General features: G+C 54.5%; 13 protein-coding genes, 1 tRNA gene and 2 rRNA genes (1 of these 16 cut by a window edge). 12 read left to right on the top strand and 4 right to left on the bottom strand.

The genetic code is table 11. The features are described 5' to 3' along the window. The first annotated feature begins 80 nt into the window (after positions 1-80). From AAC637_RS06880 to AAC637_RS06910, 7 genes are all read left to right on the top strand, one after another. Positions 81-1,070, top strand: a complete 990-nt coding sequence (locus tag AAC637_RS06880) for an ABC transporter substrate-binding protein (RefSeq protein WP_340302879.1) — start codon at positions 81-83, stop codon at positions 1,068-1,070. A 77-nt stretch (positions 1,071-1,147) separates the two neighbouring features. Continuing rightward, positions 1,148-2,632, top strand: a complete 1,485-nt coding sequence (locus AAC637_RS06885) for a sugar ABC transporter ATP-binding protein (protein ID WP_340302880.1) — start codon at positions 1,148-1,150, stop codon at positions 2,630-2,632. Continuing rightward, complete coding sequence (locus AAC637_RS06890) at positions 2,629-3,570, top strand: ABC transporter permease (RefSeq protein ID WP_340302881.1); 942 nt, start codon at positions 2,629-2,631, stop codon at positions 3,568-3,570. The genes AAC637_RS06885 and AAC637_RS06890 overlap by 4 nt, the downstream gene beginning before the upstream one ends. After that, positions 3,567-4,574 (top strand): ABC transporter permease, encoded by a 1,008-nt coding sequence (locus tag AAC637_RS06895; RefSeq protein WP_340302882.1) that lies wholly within the window; start codon positions 3,567-3,569, stop codon positions 4,572-4,574. The genes AAC637_RS06890 and AAC637_RS06895 overlap by 4 nt, the downstream gene beginning before the upstream one ends. Positions 4,575-4,586: 12 nt before the next feature. Then, positions 4,587-5,663 carry a Gfo/Idh/MocA family protein gene (locus AAC637_RS06900; protein ID WP_340302883.1) on the top strand — a complete coding sequence of 359 codons (1,077 nt, stop codon included), beginning with the start codon at positions 4,587-4,589 and terminating at the stop codon, positions 5,661-5,663. Then, positions 5,660-6,775, top strand: a complete 1,116-nt coding sequence (locus tag AAC637_RS06905) for a Gfo/Idh/MocA family protein (protein ID WP_340302884.1) — start codon at positions 5,660-5,662, stop codon at positions 6,773-6,775. Before AAC637_RS06900 ends, AAC637_RS06905 begins: the two co-directional genes overlap by 4 nt. A 40-nt stretch (positions 6,776-6,815) precedes the next feature. After that, the gene (locus AAC637_RS06910; RefSeq protein ID WP_340302885.1) at positions 6,816-7,850 is read left to right on the top strand and encodes a Gfo/Idh/MocA family protein; all 1,035 of its coding nucleotides are present in this window, start codon (positions 6,816-6,818) and stop codon (positions 7,848-7,850) included. 250 nt (positions 7,851-8,100) lie between these two features. Here the strand turns inward: AAC637_RS06910 and AAC637_RS06915 are convergent, their stop codons facing one another. Then, on the bottom strand, positions 8,101-9,768 hold the full coding sequence (locus AAC637_RS06915) for a hypothetical protein (RefSeq protein WP_340302886.1): 1,668 nt from the start codon (positions 9,766-9,768) through the stop codon (positions 8,101-8,103). Positions 9,769-10,033: 265 nt separating this feature from the next. Between AAC637_RS06915 and AAC637_RS06920 the strand changes: the two genes are divergently transcribed. From AAC637_RS06920 to AAC637_RS06940, 5 genes are all read left to right on the top strand, one after another. Further along, positions 10,034-10,600, top strand: coding sequence for a hypothetical protein (locus AAC637_RS06920; protein ID WP_340302887.1), 567 nt, complete (start codon positions 10,034-10,036; stop codon positions 10,598-10,600). A 220-nt stretch (positions 10,601-10,820) separates the two neighbouring features. Then, positions 10,821-11,018 (top strand): helix-turn-helix domain-containing protein, encoded by a 198-nt coding sequence (locus AAC637_RS06925; RefSeq protein ID WP_340302888.1) that lies wholly within the window; start codon positions 10,821-10,823, stop codon positions 11,016-11,018. Between the two features lie 183 nt (positions 11,019-11,201). Beyond that, positions 11,202-12,998, top strand: a complete 1,797-nt coding sequence (locus tag AAC637_RS06930) for a tyrosine-type recombinase/integrase (protein ID WP_340302889.1) — start codon at positions 11,202-11,204, stop codon at positions 12,996-12,998. Further along, entirely contained in the window at positions 12,995-14,125 is a 1,131-nt protein-coding gene (locus AAC637_RS06935; RefSeq protein ID WP_340302890.1) for a tyrosine-type recombinase/integrase, read from the top strand. The genes AAC637_RS06930 and AAC637_RS06935 overlap by 4 nt, the downstream gene beginning before the upstream one ends. Next, the gene (locus tag AAC637_RS06940) at positions 14,125-15,768 is read left to right on the top strand and encodes a recombinase family protein (protein ID WP_340303169.1); all 1,644 of its coding nucleotides are present in this window, start codon (positions 14,125-14,127) and stop codon (positions 15,766-15,768) included. The genes AAC637_RS06935 and AAC637_RS06940 overlap by 1 nt, the downstream gene beginning before the upstream one ends. Here AAC637_RS06940 and AAC637_RS06945 read toward each other — a convergent pair. The 3 genes from AAC637_RS06945 to AAC637_RS06955 form a co-directional block, all read right to left on the bottom strand. Continuing rightward, positions 15,725-15,801, bottom strand: a tRNA-Met gene (locus AAC637_RS06945). The genes AAC637_RS06940 and AAC637_RS06945 overlap by 44 nt on opposite strands. An 83-nt stretch (positions 15,802-15,884) precedes the next feature. Then, positions 15,885-15,999: ribosomal RNA gene (gene rrf, locus AAC637_RS06950) — 5S ribosomal RNA — on the bottom strand. Positions 16,000-16,088: 89 nt separating this feature from the next. After that, positions 16,089-17,068: ribosomal RNA gene (locus tag AAC637_RS06955) — 23S ribosomal RNA — on the bottom strand; it runs 1,852 nt beyond the window's last position.

The following is a 17,068-nucleotide window of genomic DNA, read 5'->3' on the forward strand; positions in this document are numbered from 1 at the left end:
ATCCAAATTCTAAAACTAGGAGGTATATCCAAATGAAGAGACTACTACTCGGAGCTACGGCACTCGCGGTTGCCACCTCAATGGGGACCGCTTCCTTTGCGAATGCGCACAAAAGCTATACCATCGGCATATCGAATACCGTTCAGGGCAACGGATGGCGTGAGCAGATGATTTGCGCCATGCGGGCTCAGGCACTGGTGGAAGGGGACGTGGGCAACATCATCGTCGCTCATCGTAATACCGACAGCGCTGGACAACTTGAAGACTTGAACAACCTTATCGAGGCCGGTGTCGACGCTATTGTGCTGAACCCATCGAACCCCGATGCGCTGAACTCCGCTCTTGAGGCGGCAATGGCGCAGGATATCGTGGTCGTTGCGGTTGACGCCGGCGTCACTGCTGAGGGGGCATACATCCTGTCCAACAACCAGGAACAGTATGCCTACCTCGGTGCTAGATGGCTGTTCGAACAGGTTGGTGGATCTGGCGACATCGTCTACATGCGTGGCATTGCCGGTGTGTCGGCTGACACGGATCGTGACAACGGTTTCAAACGAGCCCTTGAAGAGTTCCCGGACATCAACGTTGTGCACGAGGTCTTCACTGGCTGGCAGCAGGATCAGGGCAAGCAGCAGATGTTCGACTTCCTCGCCACCGGCATTCCTTTTGACGGCGTATGGACCAGCGGCATCGACAACGTAATCGTGGATGCATTTGTCGAATCCGGTGCACCACTTGTTCCGATCGTTGGCGCGGACAATGCCGGCTTCGTTCAATACCTGACCGAGGTCAACGGTCTCGTTGGTGCCGCGGTGACAAACCCGGGCTCTGTTGGTGGTGCGGGCATCGCGCTGGCTGTTGACATCCTGAATGGCGAAGCTCCCGCCGAGACAACGGTCCTTGTTGATCCAGTGCTTTGGGAGAATGTAACCGATGCTGGCAAGGCCACCATCACGGCTGCACAGAACCCAAACCTGGATCCTGAATGGCCGGTTTCGGTGACGGTGCCTGGCTGGACCGATTACACGATGGAACAGATCATCGCCTGCGAAGGTCCCAGTGGCAGCTGATTATCCTGACGAAAAAGATCCTCGCCTCCAAAAAGGGGCGGGGATCCAGCAAAGAACTAATCAATGTCTAAAAACACATGAGTGACACAGTCCTTCTCGACGCATCCGGCATTGCCAAGAGCTTCGGCGCAGTTCATGCACTAACCGATGCGCGACTGCGTGTGAAGGCTGGCGAGGTTGTTGCTCTAATGGGAGCGAACGGTGCCGGCAAATCGACATTTATCAAGATTATCACTGGTGCTATTAAGCCCGGCAGCGGCCGGGTTATGATCCGTGGCGAGGAGGTTCGGGTTGGAAGTCCTGCTATAGCCAGGAAATCTGGCCTGGTTCCCGTCTATCAGGAACCGTCGTTGATCCCCGATTTAGACATAACCGATAACCTTCGTCTGACCGACACACCAAAAGAACCGTTTTGGAAGTGGGTCGAGGAGCTTGGAATCACAGATCTAAACGTGTCCGACACCATCGGCGAACTACCGTTGGCTACGCTGCGCATTCTCGACCTCGCGCGGGCCTTGGCCGCTGAGCCAGATGTCCTCCTGCTCGACGAAATGACGGCTGCGCTCCCGACCGACTTGGTTGAGCGCGTATTGAAGGTCGTACGCCGGCAAGCAAACGAAGGTATGGGCGTCATCTATGTCTCCCATCGTTTCAACGAAATATTGGAGCTTTGTGACACGGCTAGCGTTCTGCGCGATGGAGAGACCGTCGGCGATCTGACCATTGAAGCCGGCGTTGAGGAGCGTGCAGTCGAACTAATGCTCGGTCAGAAAATCGAGTTGGGGGAGCGGAAGATCGCAACGGGTTTGCGGGCCCATTCTGGCGATCCCCGGGTCAGAGTCAGAAATCTTGCGATTGCCCCAAAGGTAACCAGCATCGAATTTGATCTCTACCCCGGTGAAGTTTTGGGCGTCGTGGCGCTCGAGGGGCAAGGCCAGGACGAGCTCTTCGAGATTCTTGCGGGCTTCTATCCACCAACGGCCGGCTTGATCGAAGTGAACGGCAAGTCGATGAGCTTCAAGCACCCTGCGGACGCCATTGCAGCGGGATTGACGCTTGTCCCCGGCAACCGTACGGACGCGCTTTTAGCACAGCGTTCGGTCAGAGAGAACATTGCCCTACCATTCTCGGCCCGTCTGCCGACCTGGGGCGCTCTCAAACTCCGCCATGAGAGGGAAAGGGTGCAGTTTGCTATCGACAAGCTGCAGATTGACACACGCGCTAAAGGCGAAGTTCAGCGGCTTTCGGGTGGCAATCAGCAGAAGGTGACAATTGGGCGTTGGCTGGCGACCGGTGTGGAAACGCTTCTGCTCTTTGATCCAACGCGCGGCATCGATGTGCGGACCAAACGACAGATTTATCCACTTGTGCGTGAGCTTGCAGCCAAAGGGGCATCGGTTCTTTTCTATACGTCTGAACTCAACGAGGTGTCGCTGGCTTGTGACCGTGCGATCGTGATTTTCAATGGCCAGATAGTTGAAGTAATCGACGCGAAAGACGCGGACGAACAAACGCTCATGCGTGCCGCCTACGGCCTCACATCACGGGAGAGTGTGGCGTGAGTGACATCATTAGAAAGAATGCTTGGGTAGCTGGACTGGCTGCGCTGCTTGCTGTGCTTTTGGTCGGGACCAAGCTTATCCAGCCCAGTTTTGGCGTATCAGGCCTTGAGAGCATTGCAAGATCTGCGCTGCCATTCGCATTCGCAACTGCTGGCATGGCAGTTGTGGTCATTGTTGGGGGGATAGACTTGTCTGTCGCATCGATGATGGCGGTATGTGCCGTGGCGGCGGCAGTGTTGATGGAGCGTATGGCTGGCGTGCCGGCGTTCCTGATTGTGCTCGCTCTTGGGCTGGTGATGGGATTGCTAAACGGCGCTCTCATCGTTTTGACCCGGGTGCCCGACATTGTTGTCACACTGGCAATGCTCTTCGTCTGGGAAGGCGTCGCACTTTTAATTCTCGAAACACCGGGCGGAGCGGCCTCTGATTGGCTGAAGCAGAGCATCCGCGGAAGCTTCCTGGTCCCCGGGATCCCGAACGCCTTGGTTGTGACGATCATATGCGTCGCGGTCGTCTGGTTGCCCATTCGCCGCTCTAAGTTAGGGCTTTCGATCTATGCCACGGGCTCGGATGAGCTAGCTGCCTTTCGCTCCGGAGTTTCAATCGGGCGCACAAAGATCCTCGCTTACAGCCTTTGTGGGGTCTTCTGTGCTTTCGGTGGTCTTAGCCTGGCTGCCTTAACGGGCATCGGCGAACCCGTCCCCGGGCCATATCTGCTGGCATCCGTCGCGGCCGTTGTCCTTGGTGGCGTCGTCCTTGGTGGCGGTCGGGGCGGCCTGTTAGGGCCGTTAATCGCTGTTTACATCCTTAGGATCATTCGGACGATCCTAACACTGCTTGCAGTTGATCCTAACGTGACAACAATTATTGAAGGCGTAATCATGGTCGGCGTTGTCATGCTGGGCACGGCCGCAATGATGCGAGGAGCCCAAAGATGAGCCTTGCTTCAACCGATTCTGCAATGGTGCGTGTAGGACGCTACTTAAAAGACAACCCGGTTGTTCCGTTGCTGCTTTTTCTTTTGCTACTTATAGCGTTTTTGGAGGTAATGCGTCCGGGGATTGTTACCCCGTACCGCGCAGGTCGGGATGGCATTGTTTCGATGTTCTGGGTCGGAAATCTGATAAAGTTTGCCATTCCGTTGGCCATGCTCGCAGCGTGTCAGGTGCTGACCATGTTGACCGCTGGCATCGATCTTTCCACCGGCATAGTTGCAACCGTTGCCGCCTTCGTCTGCGCGACGTTGAGTTCGATTTGGGGCGTCGCGCCTGCGATATTAATCGCGCTTTTAGCCGGTCTTCTCGTCGGTCTCGTCAATGGCTTTGGGGTCGGTATCGTTCGAGTCCATCCCTTGATCATGACGCTTGGCACAGGCCTGATCGCGACAGGCTGTCTGCAAGTCTATCAGCGATTGGTTATCAACGCTGGTTCGGAGATCCCTGTGTTCCTTGCTTGGCTGGGCACCGGTCAGACCCTTGGCTTGCCCAACGGTCTCTTTCTTTTCATTCCCTTCGCGCTGTTTATACTGTGGCTGATGGGTTTCACAGGCTTCGGGCGACTTCTCTTCGCGCTAGGCTCAAACGAGAAGGCCACCAAACTCTCTGGGGTCCGGGCCTGGCAAGTTTACCTCGCGCTCTACGTGCTCTCAGGCCTGATCGCAGCGCTAGCCGGATTGCTCTATCTTGGTATGATCCGCCAGACATCGCTGAGCCTAGCTAACCCGCTCCTTCTACCGTCAGTGGCGGCGGCGGTGATAGGCGGAACGTCAATCTTTGGAGGCCGAGGAAGCTTCGCCGGCGCCATCGTCGGGGCGTTGATCATTCGGGTGCTGGATACGATGCTGACCCTGATGCAAATGCCAGAAGGCGCCCGAACGGCCCTTTTCGGCGCCATCATTCTCGCTGTCACAGCGATCTACGTCCGGCTCACAGACACCAGATAGGAGAAACGTATCATGTCCAAGTTCCGCGTCGTAGGCATCAGTTTCGACCATATGCACATGGGCGACCTTTTGCGAATGGTGCATGAGCATCCCGGAGCAGAGATTACGGCAATCTTCGATCCTGATCGGCAGAAGATGACTTCGGCCGTTGAGACCTTTGGTATTCCTCAGGATCGCGTCTTCACGGATTTCGACGCCTGCATGTCAGCGGGCCCTTATGACATGGCACTTCTCTGTGCCGCGACAGCCAAACATGCCGAATACACCGAACGCCTAGCGCCGCATGATCTTCATATCTTCGTGGAGAAGCCGTTCGCGGCCTCGATTGATGACGCACGGAGAATGATCACGGCGATCGAAGGCACCAGTAAACAGATGGTCATCAACTGGCCTCTACGTTGGGTTGAAAGCCATGTGACCGCGAAGCGGTTGATCGATGAGGGGATGATCGGTGAGCTGATCGAAGTTCATTTCTACGATGGCAACCGTGGCCCGCTCTTCCACCTCGCCGACAAAGTCGAAGTCACTCCCGAAGAGGTTGAGCGCCAGAAGACGTCATCTTGGTGGTACAAGAAGGCTTCAGGTGGTGGCTCGTTGCTCGATTATCTTGGATACGGGGCGACGTTGGGCACTTGGTTCATGAATGGCGAGGCGCCCTTGGAGGTAACCTGCACCGTCGACGAGGCATCGGGCATTGAGGTTGATCAACATGCAATCGCCGTCTGTCGCTATAAACGTGGGCTCTCCAAGCTGGAAACCCGCTGGGGCACGTTCACTGATCCCTGGAAGATCCAGCCCCAACCAACCTGCGGCTTCACCTTCGTGGGCACTGATGGCACGATCTCCTCCCCGGACTACGCTTCTCACGTGACGGTTCAGACGCGCTCCAACCCTGAACGGCACGAAATCCCGGTGGACCCGTTGCCAGAGGGAGAACGCAATGCGATCGAATACGTCGTGGGTCGCCTTCAGGCAGGCAGCCCAATCGAGGGTCCACTGGATCCAGCGCTTTGCCTGACTGCGCAGCGGATTGTGGATACTGCGGCCCGCTCGGCGGCTGAGAAGAAGACCCTGGAGTTGATCCATTGAGTAAGGATGCCGCAACAACCGATACCTATGCCCTGAGGTCGGATAAATTGTCCGAGATGGATCCATCGGACGTCTCATATCGCCCACCAACGCCCAAGTCGTACCGTCCTAAAATCGGCATGATTGGCACAGGCGGTATCTCGAACAGTCACCTTGATGCATATCGAACGGCAGGGTGGGAAGTCGCAGCGCTTTGGAATCGGACCGCCTCAAAGGCAGTGAAAAAGGCAAAAGAGTTCTACCCGACGGCACGGGTCGCTACGGATTGGCGGGAGATACTGGCCGACAATAGCATTGAAATCGTTGATATCACGCTTCCAACCGAGCACCGGGCCGCATTTATTGTTGAAGCATTGAAGGCTGGTAAACACGTCCTGAGCCAGAAGCCCTTTGTTGAGGATCTCGATATTGGCGAAAAGTTGGTTGATCTCGCAGACGCAAACGGTGTCCATCTTGTCGTGAACCAGAACGGTCGATGGTCGCCGCATATGGCCTGGATGCGAAACTCTGTTCGAGCCGGGCATATCGGCGACTTAATCTCCGCACATTTCTCTCTCCACTGGAACCATGGATGGACCGCCGGCACTCTATTCGATGAGATCGATGATCTCGTTCTCTATGACTTTGGTATTCACTGGTTCGATTTCCTGTCTTCGCTTGTAGGCGATCGCGTGAAATCAGTGTTCGCATCGGCCTCCTATGCCCAGGGTCAAACCAACAAGGTTCCGCTCATGGCTCAGTCGCTGGTCAGCTTCGATAGGGGGCAGGCGAGCCTAATCTTTGATGGAGGAATGCGCCACGGACCCCGCGATACGACGTATCTCGGGGGGACTGCAGGCAGCATTACGTCTGATGGACCGGACCTCGGCAACCAATCCGTTACACTGATAACCTCTGAGGGCATCGCTCGACCTGCTCTCGAAGGTCAGTGGTTCAACGACGGGTTTCGCGGTGCGATGGGGGAACTCCTGTGTGCGATAGAGGAGGATCGCACACCAGAAAATTCTGCCCGTGAGAACTTGAAGTCGCTCGCTTTGACTTTTGCTGCAATCCGCTCTCGAAGAACTGGTCGGGAGATAGCCGTTGGTGACGTGCGACGGCTCGCTGATTGATGGTCGCCAAGAAAAAACTGATGATTGAAAGGATGTTATCATGATCCGAGCACTCGTAATTGGTCTTGGCAACATGGGACAGAGCCATGCATTGGCTCTTCACAAACTCGACGGTGTTGAAATCATCGGATTGGTGAACCGATCGAAGCGCCCTCTACGTGAAGAACTTTTAGAGTATCCGTATCTGGATTCCGTTGAAGATGGTTTGGCCCTTAAGCCCGATCTTGTTATTATCGCAACATATTCCGACAGTCATGCAGACTTGGCCATTCGCGCCATCGAAGCAGGCGCCCACGTCTTCGTCGAAAAGCCGCTCGCAACCACAGTCGCGGATGCTGAAAAGGTGATTGAGACAGCAACGCGGCTGAACCGAAAGCTCGTAGTGGGGTATATCCTACGACATCACCCATCGTGGCAAAGAATGGTGGAGGAAGCGCGCAAACTGGGCGGGCCATATGTGTTTCGCATGAACCTCAATCAGCAATCTTCTGGCCCAGAATGGGAGACGCACAAAGCTCTCATGCAGACGACATCGCCGCTTGTTGATTGCGGAGTACATTACGTAGACGTTATGTGCCAGGTGACAGATGCTAAACCCGTACGTGTACAGGGAATGGGTCTCCGGCTCAGCGATGAGATCGCAGAGGACATGTACAATTATGGCCAGCTACAGGTGTTCTTCGACGATGGATCGGTGGGTTGGTACGAGGCTGGCTGGGGTCCGATGATGTCCGAAACGGCGTTCTTCGTAAAGGACATCGTAAGCCCAAATGGCTCGGTATCTATAACCAATGTCGAAAAGGGCTCGTCATCGGATATCGATGGGCACACGGCTGTTGGCAGATTGCTGTTACATCATCGAGATGGTGATGAATTGATTGACCTGCCCGATGAGCCAGGACATCAGGAACTCTGTAATAGCGAGCAAGCCTACGTCCTTAGCGCGATAAGAGAGAACTTAGATCTTTCGCGCCATGCTCGGGACGTCGTACAGTCACTTGCAATATGTATCGCAGCAGATCAAAGCATACGGGAGAGAGCAGCGGTCATGATTGATAAGATTAGGCCTGCATAAGTTCTGCTTATTCAGAATTTGTTTTGACATTTGAGCAGCCTCATCTGACTGGGCCAAGTTGATTGTGAGTGCATGATTGGCCTCTGATCCATGGTTATTATGGCTTCTGGTGTCGGTGGGCGTTTAAGGCGAATACCTACTCTGGGAGCACTACTGGCCAAAAGTTTAGTGTAAGGAGGATATGGCTGCCGCAATAAATACAGTTGCTGATTTTCTGAGAGGCTTTCAAAGCAAACTAGTGCGTTGATTTTTATTCGCCCATGTAAATCCGTCTTGAAATGATTTCTTCCAGCGATAGCCAACGCCTGCCCACTTCACCTGAAGTACGATGCTCCAAGCATACTCTCTGAAGCGCCTCGAGCCTTTCTAAAGGAAGACGCTGATTGGCATCTATTTCATTAGCGGCGATCACGAATTTTTCTGCGGCTTCCATGCCGCCGAATAGTGGCGCGACATCACGGCTCATAAACTCCTCATACTGCAGCGAAGGATCCCATGAAAAACGGGCAAATGCCAAATAGGATAGCTCGACCGTCGCATACCATGGCGATGGCTCACCCCAGATAGTCAGACCCTTCATCCCGGTGCGGTAACTTAATTGTGCCATTTCTGCGAAGACTGGCGCATTGAGCGCATAGCGTTCCGTACGTTCGTCACCGTTCCACTGGCAAGCAAATTGACAGCGCAGCACATTTGGCTGCATTGGAAGTTCTTCAACGTAGCTTTTTGTCAGCTCGGCGGAAATCCGTTTCCAATAGGTGCGATTGGTAGTGTGCTGATAAATACCGCCAACTGGCAATCTGCGCTGCGCCTCCAACGAAACGGGATCTAACAGATTGTCCCATTGGATCTCCGAGTATATCCAGGTGTCAGGTCGTGCTTTGCGAGCCGCATTGAAGAGACGAGGAAAATTATCTGCCATATCCGTATGCGACCAGTAATCGCCATGCACGTCACGACGACGAGCGGCTTCCTTCTCATTAGCACGGCGCGCGACACATCGAGAACATCCGCAAACACCATAATCTCCGGCCTCGATGTTTATACCGCCTATTTCAAAAGTCTCGCAGAGCCAGCTAACGCCCTCTTCCATCCAAGCCATGGTTTCAGGTGCAGAGGGGCAGGCAGAAAGCGTATAATCAGAACGTGGAAAGTTGAGAGGGAAGGCAAGGTCACAAATCTGAAAACCGACGCCTTTCTCCAGCGTCGCGGCAGCTTGCGGGTTCTTCCTTAGCCATGTGGCTAGATTATATTGATTGTCCCCCTCCCAATAGACGCCGCCATACGAACCAATGGCTATACCGGGCAAAATGCGCACGCCGCGCTCTTTGGCATAGCTGCATAACTCCTTAGCGGCTTCAACGCCGCCATGACTGTCTCGCAGGAAGCCATAAATAACAATTGCAGCGATACGGTTTTTCGAGCAGAAATCGACACAGCGTTTATAGTCGCGCAGAAAGCCCCCAGGTGGTTTACCATAAGGGTTGAAAACGCCTATTTCCTGTTGGCCGATCTGAGAAAGCTCCCAATTCGTGGAATGGTCCCAAGTCCAAAAAGTGCGATATGTTAGACCCGGCGTGTCTTCTAAAGTCTCTGAAGGCAATGCCATGCGCGCTTTGTCGGAGCCGCCCTGAGAAATTAGTTCCTCAACGGCATAAATAATGCCAGAAAACGGTCCACCAATTATATCAACTTTTGTAGGAGTGTTTTCGTTTATATCATTCTGGATACGAAACGAACCTTCAGGCATTGATTGATCTTCATGTAAAAATAAGCAAGGAGTTGAATCCGGTGGCAATACGACGGCTTGCCATTTTATGTCAGGGTATTCCTCGCATAATCTACGTAGAGCATGAACGTGATCATGCCCTCCAATCACTGCTACCGAACCTGAAAAGTGACCACGCTCTCGTTTCATCGCGCATCTCCCTTTGAGTTCCAAAACTCCTCTTGCAGGTCTGATGTTTTGTATTATGCCAAAACTGCGCTGAATATAAACTAATTTTACACTTGGACTGGACAAATGAGGCTGCTCAATCTCACTGACCAAAAATGGAATTTTATGCCATAACAAAGCTGGAACCTTTGAAACACAGACTAAAGGTCTCTGTCCGATGGACCTAGCGTTATCGCCCCTTCAATCCGCCTTGACGCGCTGCAAAGTTGACCCTCGCAAATCTGGCATGTACGAGGTTCAGCTTGAGCGCGCTGCTGATCGGTATCACTGTGATATGGATCTTGAGGATCGCCGCGCCGGGCTTGGAGCGCGGGTGTCTTACAAAGAAATGAATAGGTTTAAGGACGCGCTTCGCCGCGGCACGTCAGCTGCGAAGCTAGTAGAACGTTGGCACACGTTGGATGCTTACACACAGGTCTATGTATCCATGCATTATAAACGCCAGACCGGCGTTGTCCTTTCCTTTAACGATCTAGATTTGTCGATAAAGGCAGACAAAGAAGCATTGCACAGCGCCATGAACGGCGCAACCAAGTGGCTGGGCAATAAACCTGGCCACGAATACCCAAGCCCGCTCCTCGATCTCGTACGGGCCACAGCAGATATTTATAAAAAAGCAACAGGCAAAAAACCCGGCATCAGTTCCGAAAACAATAGTAGCGGCGTGAACTATACAACTCCTTTTGAGGAGCTGCTCATCGCAACTTTGGCACTAATCGACAAAAACGATTTAGCCTATGATGGCTATCGTTCGCTCATACGCGCCGCAATTGCTGAGAAGCGTCACCGCTAATCCAAAACTGCCAGAGGGTTCCGCCAACATTTTTGTCCGGGCAACCTGTGGTTCACTCAGGGCATGAACAAACCGTGCTCTCATACCCCTCCTTCTGCACAGGCCGCTTCGGCTGATCTTTGTGCCACGCTTGAGGCGCTTGCGCGCCTGATGGCGCGGCACTGCGCGCGGGCGGATGTGGCGGACGCACATTCTCAACTTTTAGATGGAGGATCTGCCCATGAGCAGTTCAAGACCCTTCCGCCTGCTCACGATCAGTGAGGCGGCGGAGTATCTCGCTATATCCGAGCGCTCGGTTAAGCGCCTCATCGCACGAGGTGATCTGCCCTGCATTCGTGTGGGCAGTGCCTTGCGGTTTGCCTTTGCAGACCTTGAGGCCTTCATCGCCCGCAACCGCTCAGGGGGGATGTTCGGATGACCCTGACTGTCCCCTTCGGGTCTGCTTTGACCCTTGGTCGCGCGCCTTCGTGCAAATCTATATGTTGTTATTTTGACCATCAATTGTGGTATATTTGCACTATATGTAGTATTTTGCCTCGAATGGCTTCACGTGACCCAAACTGTCCTGCATCTTCCTTCACGTCTTCCTGGAGTAACCGCCATGACCATGCATAACCCGTTCTTTGACCCCGATCAGATGAGCTTGGCTGACGTGATTGCGCATATAGAAGCAGATCATGAGCTACCCGTGTATCGGCGCCGCGATATGGTCTCTGCCTGCCGCAGCTTGGCGGAATGGTTCCACTTGCCTGAGACCAGCATCCCAGCTTCTGCGCCTTACATCCGTGAGAAGCTTGAGCGTGTGCATCCAACCCTGATCAATGTAACGCGGCGCCGTGTGCAAAATGTGCGGTCTTTAGTCTTGGGCGCGATGCGGCATCTGAAGATCAACACCAAGCTTGCGCCAGCTTCAGCAAAGCTCACGGCTGAATGGCAGGTGCTTTATGATCTTCTAAGTGGCGATACCTATCGTAAGTCTGAGCTGAGCCGCTTTATGCGCTACTGCTCAAACCAAGGCATCCCGCCCGGCTCGGTGTCTGACGCTGTATCTGACGATTATCTCTCTGCCCTTGAGGCCGAGAGCCTGATCAAGCGCCCGCGCGTGCGGCATCAATCGACCTGCCGTGTCTGGAACCAAATGGTGGAGAAGCACTGCAATATGGGTTGGCCACAGGTCACGCTTCAGGTGCCCCGCTATGAAGACCGGCTCTATGCCATCGACTGGGCTCTCGTCTCTGATCCTGTGAAGGCGGATATAGATGCTTATCTCGATCACCTCGCAAGCAAGGATGTCTTCAGCAAGGGTTTAAAGAAGCCCTTTGCACCAATCAGCATCGATGCGGTTCGGGGGCAGCTGCATCGTTACATCTCTGCGCTCTCATACCAGGGCGTGGATGTAGGCCGCGTGCAGTCTCTCCGCGATCTGGTCACGCCAGCCATGTTTAAGACCGGCATCAACTGGCTGTTGGAACGCAATGGCGGTGAGACCTCAAAGCATATCGGGGAGCTTGCCTGGAGCGTGCGTTGTTACGCCGTCAAGCACTGTGATCCCTCCGATGAAGATGTAGCCTTCTTTGCAGAGCATATGCCCAAGCTGCGTCTTTCTCATGACGGGCTCTCCAAGAAGAATGCAGCCTCTATGCATCAGTTTGATGATCCAAAGGCCGTTCTGCGATTCCTCACCTTGCCGCAAGTGCTCTGGGACCGCGCCCTCTCCATGTCCAAGACGGTTGAGAAGGGCAGTGTGCGCAAGGATGCGCATCTCTTGATACAGGCTGCCGTCCTCATTGAGCTCCTTCAGCTCGCACCGATGCGGATCCACAACCTGAACATGCTGCGTCTCGATCAACACTTCATTTGGCATGGTAAATGCCTGCGCATTGTCGTGCCCATGGAAGAGGTGAAGAACAAGGTCGCGCTCGACTTCCTCTTACCAGAGGCCACGACCGAGCGGGTGAAGCGCTACATCGATGACTGGCGCATGATGTTCACCCCTGGCGCAAGCCCCTATCTCTTCCCAGGCCGCAAAGGGGCTGCAAAAGACTGCTCGGCCTTGCGCAAGCTCATCACGAACACGCTCTGGTCCCATGCCGCGATCCGTCTAACCCCGCACCAGTTCCGTCATGCGGCGGCCAAGCTCCTCCTAGATCGCCTGCCCGGTCATTATGAAGTCGTGCGCAAGCTTCTGGGTCATAAGGCGCTTACAACAACCTATGCGCATTATGCGGGCGCTGAGACCCAAAAAGCAATCGAGCTTTACGGTGAGGTGATCACCAAGGCCCGGCGGGATGGTGTGGCCCAAGCCTTCACAGAGCATAAGCAAAACCCAAAGCGTCATAAGGATCTGTTCATGGATCCCTTGGCTCTGATGGGCAAGCCAAAGGGGCGTGCGTCATGAGTAAGATTGAACGCACCTCCCTTCCCCTTAACGACTGGCCTGAGCAAGACCGCAGGCTTTGGCAATCCGCCACTGAAGAGGGCCGTTACTTCCAAAAGGCAGGCAAAGCCTCCCATTGGTCTGAGGCCACCAAGCTGCAGGTCCAAAAGGGCTATGCCAAATGGCTCTGGTATTTGCAGAGCGGCGGCCTGCGTGATCCTGCCGTCTTCCCCTCAGAGCGCATCTCGGAAGACCATCTGCGCGGGTATCTCGCTGAGCTAGACCGTCAGGGTCTGGCCAGTGTGACCATCACCTCGCGCATCACCGATCTGACGGAAGCCATCCGCGTGATGGAGCCAAAGGCCGATCTAACCCTACTGCGGGATCTCTGCACCCGGCTGAACGCCCGCGCCGTGCCTTCCCGCAAAAAGGCCGAGCGCCTGCGAGCCCCCTCAGAGATCTGGGAGGCAGCCGCTGTAGAGATGTGGTCGATCAGGTCGGAAGGCACCCTCACCACCCAATCCGCCTCCCGCTTCCGCGATGCGATGTCTGTGGCCTTCCTGATTTGGTCGCCCATCCGGCTCAGCAATCTGCAATCTCTCACCTTAGGTGAGACCATCACCTTCGCAGGCGACCTCTGGCGCTGCAGTTTTGCGGCGCATCAGATGAAGGACAAGATGCCTTTGGACTTCTATCTCCCACAGGACGAAGAGTATCGCGCGCTTATGCAGCTCTATCTCCGCCGTTACAGGCAGAAGCTGCTCCGGCAGCCGGAGGTGCCCATTGACGCCCCCCTGCCCTCAGGCGGTCCGCTATGGGTCTCCACCCGTGCAGAGGCCATGTCCAGCCAATCCCTCTATTACGGCTGCAAGCGCTGCACCAAGGCCACCCTTGGCACGGCCATAAACCCGCATCTCTTCCGAGACTGCGCCGCCAGCGCCCTCACAGCCGACAAACCAGAATATGTGCTCGCTGCAGCGCGCATTCTCAATCACAATCAGCTCTCCACCACCCTCACCCATTACGAGCACGCCTCCATGATCCAAGCCGCCTCCCGTCTCCATGACGTCATCGGCCAGATCATCGATGAAGCTGGGGCAGGAAACGATGTGTTCGAGGCGCTCTTCGACAAATGGGGGAATGAGTAATGCGCGTTGCTGTCTATGCCCGCTTCTCTACTGATATGCAGCGCGATACGTCCATAGAAGATCAGGAGCGACTTTGTTTACGACTGATCGAGGGCAGGGGATGGTCACATGTCAAAACATTCGCCGATCGCGGACTGTCCGGAGCCTCTCATACACGTCCAGCCTATCAAGACCTGCTTGGCTTTGTCAGAGAAGGCGGCTGTGATGTCGTGGTGGCCGAAAGCATTGATCGTCTTAGTCGAGACCAAGAGCACATCGCTGGCTTCTATAAAGCGATGGCATTCCAAGGCGTGGTAATTTGCACTGTGGCTGAGGGGGTCATCAACGAACTACACATTGGCCTAAAAGGCACAATGTCAGCCCTATATCTTAAAGACCTCGCACAGAAAACAAAGCGTGGCCTTGAGGGGCGCGTTGCAAAAGGAAAAAGCGGCGGTGGTAATGCCTATGGGTATTCAGTCGTTCCGGGCGATGAGCGCGGCGACCGAATAATCAATGAAGGCGAAGCACGAATAGTTCGTCGGATTTTCGAAGAGTTTGCCAACGGAAAATCACCGAAGCAAATTGCGCGGGACCTAAATCGGGATCGCATACCTGCGCCGAGAACGCGGCTTTGGCGCGACAGCGCCATACGGGGTCATGTTCAGCGCGGAACTGGTATTCTCAACAACGAACTCTACGTGGGCCGGTTGGTTTGGAACCGCCAAAGGTACATCAAGGACCCGGAGACTGGGAAGCGCGTCTCGCGCCGCAATGCCGAACACGAGATCCAAGTCACCGCGGTCCCGCACTTGAGAATTATTGACGACGATCTCTGGAGGCGCGTGAAACAACGCCAGAAGGAGATTTGGCCCAAGCAGAAGCGCGCGCCACAAAAGCAACCAGACTTTTGGCAAACTCGACGTCCCATCCACATCCTGTCCAATAAGACACACTGCAGTCACTGTGGAGGGAAGATGGTGTCCGTGGGGCGCGATTATCTGGCATGTAGCAATGCGCGAAAGCTACAGACGTGCAGCCAAAGCAAAGGCATACGCCGCCCAGATCTGACGACTAAAGTGGTCGAGCTTCTTAATCATGGATTAATGCGCCCCGAGGCCGTGAAGGCATTCGTCAACGCTTATCAACGGGAGTTCAACGAATTACAAAAACATCGTTTTGCTGCCACCAATGCCCTTAGGGACGATCTTGCCGCAGCCAATAAGAAGTTGGATGGTCTTTACGATGCAGTGGCTGATGGAATACGCAGCGAAGGCATAATGGCTCGGATTGGCGAACTTGAAGCACGCGTGAAGCAGCTCAGGGCCGCCCAAGATCAGCAAGTGGAGGCATCGCCTGTTCTGATGCATCCGAACCTCGCGGAAGCGTATCAACGTAAACTCGGTCAACTCACCAGTATGCTGAACGATCCCGCATTTGCGTCTGAAGCCATTCCTCTAATACGCGAATTGATCGATCGAGTTGATCTGCGCCACACTCCTCAGGGATGGGAAGTCGTGCTGCACGGTCAGTTGGCAGCTTTGTTCAATGTCGCTCTATCAGACAAAAAACAGGCTCACCCGGTTACGGATGAGCCTTGTTTTATTGGTTCGACAAAAGTGGTTGCGGGGGCAGGATTTGAACCTGCGGCCTTCAGGTTATGAGCCTGACGAGCTACCGGGCTGCTCCACCCCGCGCCAATATACAGGCCCCAAGGCTGAAATTTCAGGCAATTTGGGGCTGCATCGTTAGAGAGATCGGTGTTCGTGTTTCTTACTAGGTTTGGCGGTGACCTACTCTCCCACGTCTTAAGACGCAGTACCATTGGCGCAGTGGCACTTAACGGCCGGGTTCGGAATGGAGCCGGGTGTTTTGCTCACGCTATGACCACCAAACCGAGAAAGAAACACAAAACATCTAAGTCAGCACACCTGAGTGTGATGCTTTCATCAATCCTAGAGGCCAAACCTGGCTTCTACTGGATCAAATCAAGCCTATCGGGCAATTAGTACCAGTCAACTGAACGCATTGCTGCGCTTACATCTCTGGCCTATCGACGTGGTGGTCTTCCACGGCCCTCAGGGATACCTTGTTTTGAGGGGGGCTTCCCGCTTAGATGCCTTCAGCGGTTATCCTGTCCGATCATAGCTACCCTGCACTGCTGCTGGCGCAACAACAGGTCCACCAGTGGATCGTTCACCCCGGTCCTCTCGTACTAGGGGCAACTCCTCTCAAGTATCCTACACCCACGGCAGATAGGGACCGAACTGTCTCACGACGTTCTAAACCCAGCTCACGTACCTCTTTAAATGGCGAACAGCCATACCCTTGGGACCTGCTCCAGCCCCAGGATGAGATGAGCCGACATCGAGGTGCCAAACGATGCCGTCGATATGGACTCTTGGGCATCATCAGCCTGTTATCCCCGGCGTACCTTTTATCCGTTGAGCGATGGCCCTCCCACTTGGGACCACCGGATCACTATGACCGTCTTTCGACTCTGCTCGACTTGTCAGTCTTGCAGTCAGGCTGGCTTCTGCCATTGCACTCAACGAGCGATTTCCGACCGCTCTGAGCCAACCATCGCGCGCCTCCGTTACTCTTTAGGAGGCGACCGCCCCAGTCAAACTACCCACCACAGAGGGTCCCGGACCCGGATAACGGGCCGCGGTTAGACATCAAGCAAAGCAAGGGTGGTATCTCAAGGATGACTCCACAGGAACTGGCGTCCCTGCTTCAAAGTCTACCACCTATCCTGCACATGCTTGGCCTGATGCCAATCTGAAGTTGTAGTAAAGGTGCACGGGGTCTTTCCGTCTAACCGCGGGAAGCCTGCATCTTGACAGGCAATTCAATTTCGCTGAGTCGATGTTGGAGACAGCGGGGAAGTCGTTACGCCATTCGTGCAGGTCGGAACTTACCCGACAAGGAATTTCGCTACCTTAGGACCGTTATAGTTACGGC

The organism is Roseobacter sp. HKCCD7870 (genome assembly GCF_037830315.1).
Classification (GTDB): domain Bacteria; phylum Pseudomonadota; class Alphaproteobacteria; order Rhodobacterales; family Rhodobacteraceae; genus M30B80.